Annotated in this window: 16 protein-coding genes; all 16 read right to left on the bottom strand. The window is 33.9% G+C overall.

Annotated elements, in window-relative coordinates:
• Nucleotides 1–579: a D-glycero-alpha-D-manno-heptose-1,7-bisphosphate 7-phosphatase gene (locus FHQ18_RS08480; protein ID WP_149266738.1), complete on the bottom strand. Its 579-nt coding sequence runs from the start codon at nt 577–579 to the stop codon at nt 1–3.
• Complete coding sequence (locus tag FHQ18_RS08475; RefSeq protein ID WP_149266737.1) at nt 551–1,414, bottom strand: lysophospholipid acyltransferase family protein; 864 nt, start codon at nt 1,412–1,414, stop codon at nt 551–553. Before FHQ18_RS08475 ends, FHQ18_RS08480 begins: the two co-directional genes overlap by 29 nt.
• Nucleotides 1,415–2,644 carry a 3-deoxy-D-manno-octulosonic acid transferase gene (locus tag FHQ18_RS08470; RefSeq protein WP_149266736.1) on the bottom strand — a complete coding sequence of 410 codons (1,230 nt, stop codon included), beginning with the start codon at nt 2,642–2,644 and terminating at the stop codon, nt 1,415–1,417.
• Entirely contained in the window at nt 2,631–3,251 is a 621-nt protein-coding gene (locus FHQ18_RS08465; protein ID WP_149266735.1) for a lysophospholipid acyltransferase family protein, read from the bottom strand. The genes FHQ18_RS08470 and FHQ18_RS08465 overlap by 14 nt, the downstream gene beginning before the upstream one ends.
• A complete protein-coding gene (locus tag FHQ18_RS08460; protein ID WP_149266734.1) occupies nt 3,244–4,341 on the bottom strand; it encodes a DegT/DnrJ/EryC1/StrS family aminotransferase in 1,098 nt (365 codons plus the stop codon). The genes FHQ18_RS08465 and FHQ18_RS08460 overlap by 8 nt, the downstream gene beginning before the upstream one ends.
• A gap of 31 nt (nt 4,342–4,372) precedes the next feature.
• A complete protein-coding gene (locus FHQ18_RS08455) occupies nt 4,373–5,203 on the bottom strand; it encodes an ABC transporter permease (protein WP_149266733.1) in 831 nt (276 codons plus the stop codon).
• Complete coding sequence (locus FHQ18_RS08450) at nt 5,184–6,170, bottom strand: ABC transporter permease (RefSeq protein ID WP_149266732.1); 987 nt, start codon at nt 6,168–6,170, stop codon at nt 5,184–5,186. The genes FHQ18_RS08455 and FHQ18_RS08450 overlap by 20 nt, the downstream gene beginning before the upstream one ends.
• A 5-nt stretch (nt 6,171–6,175) precedes the next feature.
• On the bottom strand, nt 6,176–7,822 hold the full coding sequence (locus FHQ18_RS08445; protein ID WP_149266731.1) for a peptide-binding protein: 1,647 nt from the start codon (nt 7,820–7,822) through the stop codon (nt 6,176–6,178).
• The gene (secG, locus tag FHQ18_RS08440; RefSeq protein WP_149266730.1) at nt 7,819–8,136 is read right to left on the bottom strand and encodes a preprotein translocase subunit SecG; all 318 of its coding nucleotides are present in this window, start codon (nt 8,134–8,136) and stop codon (nt 7,819–7,821) included. The genes FHQ18_RS08445 and secG overlap by 4 nt, the downstream gene beginning before the upstream one ends.
• Nucleotides 8,137–8,145: 9 nt before the next feature.
• Nucleotides 8,146–8,898 (bottom strand): triose-phosphate isomerase, encoded by a 753-nt coding sequence (gene tpiA / locus FHQ18_RS08435; protein WP_149266729.1) that lies wholly within the window; start codon nt 8,896–8,898, stop codon nt 8,146–8,148.
• On the bottom strand, nt 8,895–9,281 hold the full coding sequence (locus tag FHQ18_RS08430; RefSeq protein WP_149266728.1) for a bactofilin family protein: 387 nt from the start codon (nt 9,279–9,281) through the stop codon (nt 8,895–8,897). Before FHQ18_RS08430 ends, tpiA begins: the two co-directional genes overlap by 4 nt.
• Nucleotides 9,278–10,132 carry a ParB/RepB/Spo0J family partition protein gene (locus tag FHQ18_RS08425; RefSeq protein ID WP_149266727.1) on the bottom strand — a complete coding sequence of 285 codons (855 nt, stop codon included), beginning with the start codon at nt 10,130–10,132 and terminating at the stop codon, nt 9,278–9,280. Before FHQ18_RS08425 ends, FHQ18_RS08430 begins: the two co-directional genes overlap by 4 nt.
• Nucleotides 10,129–10,890: a ParA family protein gene (locus FHQ18_RS08420; protein ID WP_149266726.1), complete on the bottom strand. Its 762-nt coding sequence runs from the start codon at nt 10,888–10,890 to the stop codon at nt 10,129–10,131. The genes FHQ18_RS08425 and FHQ18_RS08420 overlap by 4 nt, the downstream gene beginning before the upstream one ends.
• A gap of 67 nt (nt 10,891–10,957) precedes the next feature.
• Nucleotides 10,958–11,581, bottom strand: coding sequence for a 3'-5' exonuclease (locus FHQ18_RS08415; RefSeq protein WP_149266725.1), 624 nt, complete (start codon nt 11,579–11,581; stop codon nt 10,958–10,960).
• A 1-nt stretch (nt 11,582) separates the two neighbouring features.
• Complete coding sequence (rseP, locus tag FHQ18_RS08410) at nt 11,583–12,641, bottom strand: RIP metalloprotease RseP (protein ID WP_149266724.1); 1,059 nt, start codon at nt 12,639–12,641, stop codon at nt 11,583–11,585.
• A 12-nt stretch (nt 12,642–12,653) separates the two neighbouring features.
• Entirely contained in the window at nt 12,654–13,784 is a 1,131-nt protein-coding gene (gene dxr / locus FHQ18_RS08405) for a 1-deoxy-D-xylulose-5-phosphate reductoisomerase (protein WP_149266723.1), read from the bottom strand.

The following is a 13,784-nucleotide window of genomic DNA, read 5'->3' as shown; positions in this document are numbered from 1 at the left end:
TTATTTTTTTAAATCTTCCAAGACGAACAAAACGGCATCAAGTAGATTTTCACAGATAAAATCAGGCTTTTTTTCATAATTTTTCAGTTTAACTAATTCACCTTTACCATATCCCGTCATAACCATAATTGTTTTGCAACCTGCATTCCAGCCAAACTCCATATCGCTCAGTTTATCCCCTACCACATACATATTTTTCTCATCTATGGGCAACTCCTGTAATGCCTTATCAATCATACCTGTCTTTGGTTTTCTGCAGTTGCAGTCAAGAGCATACTCCTTAATTTTTGAAGAAGGATGGTGAGGACAGTAATATAGTGCATCAATTTTAGCACCGTTTTCATTTAAAATACTCTCCATCTTTTCATGCAAAAGATGCATTGTACCAATAGGGTAATACCCTCTTGCTATACCAGCCTGATTAGTAACCACGACAGCTAAAATATCATTTACATTTAGAAGTCTGACTGCATGAGACACAAAAGGGTAAACTTCAAAATTGTCGGGATGATTTATATAACCTGCTTCTTTATTAATAGTACCATCTCTATCAATAAACACTACGGGTCTCTTCTCCATCTCTTACCCTCTTGAAACGTTTGTGTATTAGATACCACTGTTCAGGATACTTCCTGATAATATCCTCATAAACTTCATTGATTTTTCTTGCAACTTTCTCCATATTCTCTTTAATATTCCCATTTCTCTCAGGAAATATTGGCGGATAATCAATCATTTTATAGTAACCATCTTCTCTAATGAGAAAAATGGGTAGAATAGGAATTTTTTTTCTAAGAGAGAGTAACGGTACACCTGCAATGAAGGAAGTTTTCAAGCCAAAAAAATCCACATAAACACTATCTTTTGAAAGGGCACTATGATCAAGCAGTGTCCCTATGGCATAACCTTCATCTACAAGTTTTGAAAGCTCCAACGCCACATCTCGATGAGTAAAATATTTTATTCCATCTGCACTTCTCTGTTTTTTAATAAAATCATCAATCTTTTTGTTTTTAATTCGCCGTCCTACTATAGCAGTATTTATTTTAAAAACTTTTTTAAAAATTACTGGAGTGAATTCCCATGAACCAATATGAGCACTTACGACAAAAACAGATTTATACTTTTCCAATAATTTTCTAATCTTATCTTCATTTTCAATAATAACATTATTCAAAATAAACTCATTATCCACCTTATGAAGATAAAAAATCTCCATAAACGAACAAAAAGTATTTTTAAAAGATTCTTTTACAACCTTTTTAATATCTTTTATTCCAATAATTTCACAGTTTCTCTCTGCAACTCTTCTCCTACCCCTGAGGACATAGTATGCAATATTACCAAGGAAGTTTCCATAACGATAAAGGGTAGTCAAATCTCGGTTCTGAAAAAATTTAAACAAAGCTTCCACTCACACCCACCTTTTTATTTCTGCAAGTATCCTATCAAGCTTATCTTCAGAACTTTTTTTCAACTCTCTTTCAAATCCATCAAAATCAGCTGGTAACATAAAGTCATCTCTGAAATATTCAATAAGCTGCTTTTTATCTTCCACCACATAAACAACATTATGTTTCCTTGCTAAATCATAAATCTCTTTGAAATTCCACATATTTTTCCCAATTGCCACCACTTTTTCAAACTGCAGTGCTTCGTAAATATTGTGCCCCCCAATATTTTCCACCACAGACCCACCTATAAAAATTTTCTCAGAAATCTTGTATAACTTTTCCAGTATTCCAAAAACATCCACTACGACTACCTTGGCATCTCTAACAGCTAAATCCCCATCACTCCACTTTGCTGGGCTATACCCTTTATCTCTAACAATCTGCACTACTTCTTCCACACGGTTTAAATGTCTAGGCACTATTATAAGTTTTTCAAAATATTTCCCCACACTTTCAAAAGCAGCTAAAACAAGTTCTTCCTCTCCTCGATGAGTGCTACCTGCAGTTATAATTTTCCCTTCTAAAAATGATAAATCTGAGGTATCAACATCTTTTTTTTCAAAAAATTTCAAGTTGCCAAGATTTATTAAATTTTCATCACACCCTATAATTTTTGAAAACTTTTCAAAATCTTCATCACTCTTTACAAAAATCTTTTCAAAACGTCTTAGAAGATTTTTAAATATAAACCTGAAGAAATAATACCCTTTAAAACTTTTATCAGAAATCCTCCCATTAATAAGATAAAGGCTACATCTTTTACTTACACTGTAAATTAAATTCGGCCATAACTCAGTATCTACTATAAAAAAAGCTTTTGTATTTAACAAATGTACAAGATAACTTATAGCCAAACTGTTCTCTAAGGGTAACAAGAAAGAAATATCAGGATTTATCTCTTTTTCAGCAATCTTTTTACCTGAATATGTCACAGTACTTACTACTATTGAAATATCTTTCAATTCTTCTCTAATTCTATCCACCAGTATCTTTATACTCTTTGCCTCACCTACACTTGCACAATGAAACCAGATACTCTTTTTGGGTATATTTTCTATTTTAATAAAACCGAATCTCTCAAAGTAATCTTTTTCCTCTTTCTTCTTCAATGCAAAAAGATAACCCAAAGGCACTGCAATGGGTAACAAAATCAAAATAATAACATTGTATATAATTCTAAAAATCAGCATCAAGAAGCTCCAGCATCCTTTTTTGTAAAAAGTTTCTATCCTTTTCCATTAACGAATCATCTATACTTTTTGAAAAATATATAGGCTCACCATACATTATTTTAACCTTTGAAAATGGATATGGGAGAATGAATCTATCCCAACTATTAAACTCTTTGTATTTTTCACATTTGCAAACAGCAGGCACTACAAAATTTGTCTTCTTTTTTGCAAGATAAATCACCCCAGGTTTAACCTCAAAACGAGGACCTTTAGGCCCATCCACTGTAACAGCAGCATCAAAATTATCCCCCATCCTCCGTTTTGCACCAATTACTGCCTTGACTCCACCTCTTGTGGATGAACCTCTAACTGTTTGAAATCCAAACTTTTTAAGAAAAAAATCAGCTATTTCCCCATCCTTACTCTCTGATACGATAGTTACAATCCCTTCATTTCTGTGAAGATAAACAAAAGGGAAAAGCTGCCCATGAAAAATGGCAAAAATTATCTGCTTTTTCTCTTTTCTCAAATTGCTTACAATTTCACCATTATAAATTTCATATTTTAATGTTTTGTAATATCCTTTTAAAAAGTAATAACCTAAATTAAGTAATGTTCTATTCATTTACACTATCTTTTACAACCTCTATAATCACATCCACCTCTTCATCTTCAAGAAAAGGATTCATAGGAAGAGAAACTACCTTTTTAGATAAGTATTCTGAAACTGGAAAATCTCCTTTTTTATACCCAAACCTTTCAAAACTTTTTTGCAAATGAACAGGCACAGGATAATAAATGGCAGATGCAATCTCATGCTCCTTTAGATTTTCAATAATTTTATCCCTTTTGTCTGAGACAATTGTAAACTGATGATACACATGAGTACCATCACTATTTTCTTTTTGAATATCCACAATCCCTTTTAGAGAATTTATGTATTTATCAGCTACATTCCTTCTGTCTTCATTGAATTTATCAATATACTTTAGTTTTACCCTCAGTATGGCTGCTTGTATATCATCTAACCTTGAATTAAATCCAAGCATCTCATGATAATAACGCACAAATGAACCATGATTTCTAAGAGCTTTTAAATTTTTGTAAACCTCTTCATCATTAGTAGTAACAAGACCACCATCTCCATAACAACCAAGGTTTTTGCTTGGGAAAAAGCTAAATGCACTTGCATCTGCAAAACTACCCACTCTTTTCCCTTTATAAACAGCTCCAAAGGATTGTGCACAATCATCCAACACTTTCACATTATGTCTTTTGGCAATATCAAGAATTTCATCCATATTAGCAGGATTGCCAAACAAATGCACAGGGATAATCACTTTTGTTTTTTCTGTAATTTTCTCTTCAAGTTGCTTAACATCCATATTCATTGTCTCTCTATCCACATCTACAAACACAGGTCTTGCGTTGCAATAAAGTATTGCCTCTGCTGTTGCAATAAATGTGAAAGGAACTGTAATTACTTCGTCTCCTTCTTCCACTCCCAATGCACGCAAGGCAAGATGCAAAGCATCCGTTCCACTGGCAACGCCAACAGCATATTTAACTCCCAAATAATCTGCGGCCTCTTTTTCAAAAGCTTCCACATTTGGACCTAATATAAACCTTGTCTCTTTTATAGATGATTCCACTGCTTCTCTTACTTCATCACCAATCAAATTTAGTTCCCTTTTAATATCTAGCATTGGTATCATATCTATTCCTCCTTCTAATACTTTTTAAAATCTATTTTTTATCCGATGAATCTATGGTCTTAGGATCAAGAATATCCCTCAGCCCTTCCCCTAGTAAGTTGTATCCCAAAACGGTTAGGAAAATAGCTATACCTGGGAAAAAGGACAACCACCAGGCAAACATAATATTGTCTTTACCTGCAGTCAATATATTTCCCCATGAAGGAGTCGGCGGCTGAACCCCAAGTCCCAAAAAACTCAGTGCTGATTCTGTAAGAATAGCACCTGCTACACCTAAAGTAGCCGTAACAAATATAGGGGTAAAAACATTTGGCAAAATATGCTTTATTAAAATTTTCCAAGTTGGCAAACCCAAAACTCGTGTTGCCAACACATACTCCCTTTCCTTTACACTCAGTACCTCTGCACGCACCATCCTTGCAACACCCATCCAACTTGTAAGACCAATTATAATCATTACATTTGTAAGACTTGGTTTTAAAAAACCAATAACGGCTAAAATAAGAAAAAAGGATGGAAAACAAAGCATTATATCTACAAATCTCATTATCAAAACATCAACAAAACCACCATAAAAGCCTGAAATTAAACCTAAAATTGTTCCTATTAAAATGGAAATCCCCACTGCTACAAACCCTACAAACAATGAAACTCTGGTTCCATAAACCACCCTGCTAAAAACATCTCTACCAAGATCATCTGTACCAAATAAATGCTCTTTTGATGGTGGTAGAAAAATATTGTTTAAATCTATTTTAAAAGGGTCATGGGTAGCTATTACAGGTGCGAAGATAGCAATAATAAAAAATAAACCTACCAAAATTAATCCTATCCAAAAGAGCTTATTTCCCCTTTTTACCATACCTAATCCTTGGATCAGCCAATGCATAGGCCACATCAGCAATGAGATTACCAATCAAAGTAAGAACAGCTCCAATAACAAGTATCCCCATAATTGTAGGATAATCCCTCATCATAACTGATTGATAGAAAAGCTGTCCCATCCCTGGCAACCCAAAAATTGATTCAAAGATTACGCTACCACCAATAAGCCCTGGAATTGATAGCCCTAAAATAGTAATCACAGGTAGTAACGCATTTTTTAAAGCATGCTTAAACAGTATCTTCCTTTCAGGTAACCCTCTAGCCCTTGCAGCTTCAATATACTCATCATTTAAAACATCAAGCATACTATTTCTTGCAAAACGGGAAAGCCCTGCAAGTCCACCAAATACGGAAATTCCTACCGGCAAAATCGTGTGTTTTACAATATCCACTACCTTCCCAAATGTTGATAATGACTCATAATTGTAAGACTTCAATCCTGCAATAGGGAGCCACCCCAAAATCACTCCAAAATAATACATACAAAGAAGTGCTAACCAAAAAGTGGGAATAGCAAAACCTATAAAAACAAATATAGTTACTCCTCTATCAAAAATAGAATCTTTATAATATGCAGATAGTATCCCCAGAGGCAAAGCTATAAGAAAAATAAGCATCATTGATGTTATATTTAGATACAGTGTTAAAGGTAACCTCTCTTTAATCTTTTCTAAAACAGGTTTTCTGTCGGCAGCAAATGATTCTCCAAAGTCAAGTTTTACAAGTTTTTTTAGCCATAACCAATATCTCACATGTATCGGTTTATCAAGGTTATAAAGCTTTATAAACTTTGCCCTTGCTGTTTCAGATATCTTAGGATTCATCTGCGAAAGAAATTGCACAGGATCACCAGGTGCTAAATTTATCACCAAAAAACTGATAAGTGTAATCCCCACAAGAAGAGGAATCATCCCAAATAATCGTTTGACAATATAAGCTAACATACTACCTACTGGGTAAAATGATACTTCTGCTCAGATTTTGGAACATACCATTCTATAAAGTTATACATAAGACCCGCAGGTGCGGGCTTAACATTTCTAAAACGTTTGTGAAGGGCAATCAGTGCATCAGGTACGTATAAAAATGTATATGGTTGCTCTTCTGCAAAAATCTCCTGGATTTTATAATAATATTCTTTTCTTTTTTCTGTATCAAACTCTGTCCTTGCAAGTTCAATAAGTTTATCAACCTCTTTATTTTGATAACAGATAAAATTGAGTTTTTTATCTCTACAATTTGAAGAATGCCATACATCATAAAGATCAGGCTCTTGTGGAATACTCCATCCCAAAATGACCACTTGAAAATTTCTTTTATCAATATATTCACTAATGAAAGTAGCCCATTCCAAAATTCTGATTTCCACATCCACTCCTATCTTCTTCCAACTTTGCTGTACAATCTCCGCAATCCTACTACGGGTGGAATTACCCTGATTTGTCAAAATAGTCACTTTAAACTTCTTTTTCCCTTTTTCAAGGATACCATCACCATCTCTATCCTGCCAGCCAGCTTCTTTTAAAAGCTCTTTTGCCTTTTCAAGATCATACTCGTATCTTTTCACATCCCGGTTATACCAAATAGTACCAGGTTTATAAGGACCTGTGGCAATCTCTCCCAGCCCAAATAATACCCCTTTTATAATATCATTTTTTGGAGTGGCGTAGGATAATGCCTGTCTAACCCTTTTATCTGCAAAAAAAGGATTTTTTAAATTATAACCGATATAAGTGTAAGAATTTGCAAGATATTTATATTTTTTATAACTTTTTTTAAATCTTGGATTTTCAGTCTGCTTTGTATACTGTAATGGAGACAACCCCATAAGGTCAATATTTTCATTAAGTAATTCCAAAAACATGGAAGATGTATCTGGAATTATTCTAAAAATATACCTTTCAACGTAAGGTTTCCCCTCAAAATAGTCTTCATTTGCAACTAGAGTAATATGATCTTGTGACTTCCATTCCAAAAACTTATAAGGACCAGTTCCAACAGGTTTTCTCTGTAATGGAGATTTTGTAACTTCGACCCCTTTTAGTAAATGTGAAGGTAATATGGAAATAGTCCAGCTTGAAAGTGCAGGTGCATATGCTTTTTTATAAAAAACTTTCACTGTATAATTATCAACTACATCCACTCTATCTATCAATCTAAAATCTGCATCATAAGCTGTGGGCGTCTTATCATCAACAATTAACTTATAAGTAAATTTTACATCTTCCGCTGTAAAAGGTGCACCATCATGCCACTTCACACCTTTTCGCAAATAAAATGTTATTATTTTTTTATTTTCAGAAACTTCCCATTTTTCAGCAAGATCACCAACAAGATTTAGGTTTTTATCGTATTTTAACAATCCATTATATATAAGTCCTGCTACAGAATGGGATGCCGAATCTGTTGCCAATATTGGAATAAGATTACTTGCGTCTCCAATACTCCCTTCTACAAGGGCATCACCATAAGCTTTGACTTCAACAGTCGAATCTTTCTTATATTCAGCAGAAGGGGAATTGTTTTTATCCCCCTCACTGCATGAAAACAAATTAATTACAAAAAAAAATATAATAAATAACTTTAAAAACCTCATTTGCTCTGTGTTGGCACCTTAGGAAAAGATTGATTGTTTTGAACTGGTGCTGAAACTGGTATTTTATTTAAAATGGACTCTCCTGTTCTGTTTTTTGATAAGATAGTAAGAGTAATTGAAGTAAAAAAGAATACTATCACAAGAATTGTTGTAATCTTGTTCATAATATTAGCAGGTGTAGCTGGTCCGAAAGTATCTGAAGAACCACCACCAAAAGCTGAACCTAAATCAGACTCTTTACCTGACTGCAATAAAACAGCCAAAATTAATAAAATACTAACAAACACATGAATGGCTATAATAACTGAATACATTTCCCACCTCTATTCATAGAATTTTAAAATTTTTACAAAACTTTCAGCCTTAAGGCTTGCACCACCTACAAGAGCGCCATCAACATTTTCAGCACTCATAAGCTCTTTAATATTTTCAGGCTTTACACTACCACCGTATAAAATTCGAAGATCATTCGCAATATTTTCTCCATAAAGCTTTGACACAAAACTCCTGATTTCTCTATGCATTGTCTCAGCATCATCTTTGCTAGCAGTCTTGCCTGTCCCAATTGCCCAAACAGGTTCATAAGCGATTACCACTTTTTTCATGTCATCAGAGTTTAAACCTTTCAATCCAAGAGCTACCTGCCTTAACACTGTCTCAACTTCACATCCTGCTTCTCTCTCCTCAAGTAATTCACCAACGCATAAGATGACATTTAACCCCTTATCCACAGCTTGACGAACCTTTTTGTTAATAATCTCATCACTTTCTTTAAAAATGTGCCTTCTTTCAGAATGTCCCAAAATTACACAATTTGCACCAGCTGATATTACCATGTCTGCTGATACTTCCCCAGTAAATGCACCAGAATCTTCAAAATATATATTTTGAGCAGCTAATATATGGCTATCATTTAAATATTTTTTAATCTCACCCAAAGCAACAAATGATGGAGCAAACCCATAATCCACTTTCAGTTGATCAATACCAGCATCTATTACAGAATTTACAAGATTTACTCCTTCAGAAATTGTTAGATTCATTTTCCAATTTCCAACGATTAGAGGCTTTCTCATTTCTTAGATTCCTCCAATTTTTTTTCAATATTATTTATATCTTTACCCATTTCACAACTTCCATTGAAAGTAACTCCGTCCTCTATTATCAATGATGGAGTCTTTATTGTACCTTTGACAATTGCGGGTTTATACAACTCAACTTTATTTTTTGCAATAATATTTCCATCAAAAAAACCTGAAATTTTAACAACTCCTGCTTCAACGTTTGCCTTGACTTTACCAGTCTCAGCCACAACGAATGTATCACTGCTTTTCACTTCACCTTCAAACTCACCATCAATCCTAACCAAGCCATCAAAAATCAAAGTACCTTCAAATTTGGTGTTTTTCCCTAAAAATGCGTTGATAGTATTACTCTCTTGTTTACCACCTTTTATCATAACTCGCCTCTCAAGATATTAATGATTCTATCAAGTTCATCGCTACTATTGAAGTTTATAACAATAGCACCGCCTTTCTTCTTCATCTTGATATCAATTTTGGTTTTAAAATAGTTTTCAAGCTCTTCCTCAAGAGCCATAATAAAGACATCTTTACTCTGCTCATCTTTATTTTGAACTTTTTTATTTTTTCTTTTTACTAACTTTTCTACATCTCTTACAGAAAGATTTTTTTCAATAATTTCCTTAAGAACATATAGACGATACTCAATATCCTCTATCCCAAGAAGCGCTCTTGCATGCCCCTCACTAATATGTCCTTCCTTTAGAGCCTGAAAACTCTTTTCATCAAGATTTAAAAGTCTGAGAGTATTTGCCACTGCCGCCCTACTTTTCCCCACAATTGAGGCTACCTGTTCCTGAGTATAACCATACCTTTCCATAAGTGTCTTGAATGCTTCAGCCAACTCAACAGGATTTAAAGATTCTCTCTGAATATTTTCAATCAAACCTATTTCAATTTTTTCCTGCTCCGTGGTTTTGTCTATAACAATAGCTGGTATTTTTTTTAATCCTGCAAGGGCAGCTGCTCTCCATCTCCTTTCACCGGCTAAAATTACATACCCATTTTCTACTCTTTCCACTAATATGGGCTGTATGACCCCTTTAGATTTTATAGAAGCAGCAAGTTCCTCAAGTTTTTCCCTATCAAAAATCTTACGAGGTTGGTTTTCATTTGGTTTGATGTCTACGACATCAATTTCTTTAACAATTTTTCTTTCATCTTTATTATCATTTTTAGAGGGAATCAAAGACTCCAAACCTCTTCCTAAAGGGTTTCTCTTACTCATCTTCTACTTATCACCTCTTTTGCAAGTTCTATATAACTTTCAGCACCTTTTGATCTTATATCGTAAGAAATAATAGGCAACCCATGACTCGGCGCTTCACTCAATTTTACATTTCTAGGAATAATTGTTTTAAACATTTCATCTCTAAAGTATTCTCTAACCTGCCTGTAAACTTCCTTAGACAAATTATTTCTAGGATCATACATTGTAAGTAGTATACCTTCCAGTTTCAAACCAGGATTTAAATTTTCCTTTATCAGCCTTACCGTGTTTAATAGCTGACTTAATCCCTCAAGGGCATAATACTCACACTGTAAAGGAATGAGCACTGTATCAGCAGCTGTAAGAGAATTAATTGTCAACAAACCAAGCGATGGGGGACAGTCAATAATTATAAAATCATAGTCATCCTTTTTTTTATCAAGATGTCTCTTGAGTCTTGTTTCCCTTGATAAAACAGTAACAAGCTCAATTTCTGCTGCTGTTAAATCTATTTTACTTGGAACCAAAAACAAATTATTAATCTTTGTTTCAAAAGTAACCTCATCAAGCTCAACGTCCCCAACAATAACATCATATACACTTTTATCAAGCTCATGAGGTAAATACCCAAGCCCACTTGTAGCATTCCCCTGAGGATCCATGTCCACGATCAAAACCTTTGCTTCTGCAATAGCAAGTGCAGAAGACAAATTAACCGCTGTGGTTGTCTTTCCTACACCACCTTTTTGATTCGCTACAGCAATAATTTTACCCATAACTTTGTAGATTACTCCATAAAAAATTAAAAATCAAGTTTATGATTTCAATATTTATAATTTTGAATCAGCCTCTAGCTTCAAGAAAAATCAGCAGTTCCATTAAAGTAAACATTCTCTTTGCAAGCAACTTTTTTATCATCAACCTAAAAATAACAGAGGTAAGTTCTGCATCAAAAAGTGCCCTGTGCCTTTTGTATGGAGAATTTAGCTTAATATTATACTGCTCCATCAAGGCATCAAGGTTGTGATAACGATTATAAATATTAACTTTCCTTGACAACGTAAGAGTATCAATTACAAAGTCAAAGGGGTCACTAATAGAATAATCTTTCATGACTCGTCTTAAAAAGCCCATGTCTTTTTTTGCGTTGTGAGCCACAAGAATACTACCCCTTGCAAATTCTAAAAACTGATAAAATGCTAAACATTCATCCGGTGCATCTTCAACATCTTTATCAGTTATACCATGGATAGAGACTGAATTATCTGGTATATGAATACCAGGATTAACTAATAAATGAAATTTATTTTTATAATCCATCTTCAATCCTGGCTTTATTTTTACAGCGCCTATCTCCACAATTCTATCTCCATCAAATGGACGGACACCGGTTGTCTCAATATCAAAGACACAATACTCAAGCTCATCAATTCTAGAATCTAGTATGTCAGATTTTTCCAAAATCATTCTATTTGCTAACAATCCTTGATATATCGTTATAAAAAGCAAAAAACATAAGTGCTATCAATAGAGCTAATCCTATATATTGTGCTATCTCTCTTACCCTTACGCTAACAGGTCTACCTCTTATTATCTCTATAATATAGAAAAAGAGGTGTCCACCATCTAGCACAGGAATTGGCAAAAGATTTAAAATAGCAAGATTAATACTTATTACAGCCATAAATGCCAATAGACTTGCAACCCCTGTCTCTGCTGTCTGTTTTGCCATCTGAAAAATCATAATTGGTCCACCAATATTATCTGCAGGCACCACTTTTTGTATAATTTTAACAATTCCAACAAGGGTCAATTTTGTAATTTCATTTGTTTTTTCTAACCCCAAAATAATTGCTTTTACCGGATTATATCTAACTAAAACTGTATCACCTTTTGGAACAATTCCTACCAATCCAACTTCTTTATCTTCACCAAAAATATTTTTAACTACTGTTTTTTTAGGCACTACTTCTATATTTAAGATTTTCCCGTCTCGCTCTATTTTTAAAACAATTTTTTCACCTGCTTTCCCCTTAATATACTGACTCATTTCATCCCAATACTTAATAGGTCTACCATCAATCTCAAGAATTTTATCACCTGTCTTAATCCCAGCCGAATATGCAGGCATATCCTTTTTAACTTCCCCCACAACAGGCAAAAACTCATTTACACCTGCAACAAACAGTAGCGCGAAAACAAAGATTGCTAACAAATAATTAAACAATGGCCCCGCAAAAACGATAAAAAACCTATGCCAAACAGGTTTTTCGAGAAACGCTCTATCTCTATCTGATTCATCAATGCCTTCTTCCAGATTTTCCCCATACATTTTCACATATCCACCCAAAGGAATTAATGAAAGAGCATATTCTGTCTCGCCCCACTTTTTAGCAAAAATCACAGGACCAAAGCCTATGGAAAATCTTAAAACTTTTACACCAAACAGTTTAGCAAAAATAAAATGTCCAAACTCATGTATAAAAACTAACACACCAAAAACAAGTATAGCAGAAATAATCCCCATCAAAACTCCTTCTTAAATTATATTAGACATTAATTTTCTACTCTTTTCTCTTGCTAATTTATCCATCTTTACTATTTCTTCAATATCCATTACATCTTCCACAGGAAAATCTTCTATCGTCCTTTCAATTATCATAGGAATTTCATTAAATTTTATCACTTCTTTAAGAAACGCATCCACTGCTACTTCATTCGCAGCATTTAAAGCTATATAAATGCTATTTTTATCAATTTTCAGCGCTTCCATAGCAATTCTCAAACAAGGATATCTTTCAAAATCTGGCTTTATAAAAGTGAGTTTTTTAAGTTCAAAAAAGTTCAATCTCGGAATATCTAACTTTACCCTTTCAGGATAACTAATGGCATAAGAAATTGGAATTTTCATGTCTGGAACTCCCATTTGGGCAAGATAACTCCCATCACAGAAAGCCACGATAGAATGAATTATACTTTCAGGATGAATTACTACATCAAGTTTATCATGCCCAACATTAAACAAAAATCTTGCCTCAATAAGTTCTAAACCTTTATTCATCATCGTAGCAGAATCAACAGTTATTTTCCTTCCCATACTCCAGTTAGGATGATTCAACGCCTCCTCTACACTTATAAACTCAAAAGAATCAATAGGCCTATTACGAAATGGTCCACCACTAGCAGTCAAAATAATTTTTTCAAGATAACTTGTATCATGGCCTAAAAGGCATTGATAAACTGCAGAATGTTCGCTATCAACAGGAATAATCTTAGCATCATTTTTCTTCGCTGTCTCGTTTAACAATCTGCCAGCAGCAACCATAGATTCTTTATTGGCAAGAGCTATATCAATACCTTTTTTTAAAGCACAGTAAGTTGGAATTAACCCAGAAAAACCTACTGCTGCTGAGAGAATAATATCTATTTCTTCATTCTCTATTACCTTTAACAGTTCATCAATACCTGTTAAAACTTTATCCGTATGATGCCGTTCTGATGTCAAAACAAGATGCTTTGCGTTTACCTTCTTACCAATTTTTATTAATTTATCTAACTGATTATGAGCAGTTAGAAAAATAACCTGAAAGTCATCTTTCTCCTGTTCAATAATATCTATTGCCTGACTACCTATGGAACCAGTAGCACCAATAATCCCTATTTTTCTCAT

This window comes from Deferribacter autotrophicus, assembly GCF_008362905.1.
GTDB classification, from domain to species: Bacteria; Chrysiogenota; Deferribacteres; order Deferribacterales; family Deferribacteraceae; genus Deferribacter; species Deferribacter autotrophicus.
The sequence above is the reverse complement of the archived record's forward strand: the minus strand, read 5'-3'. Positions and strand labels throughout refer to the sequence as shown.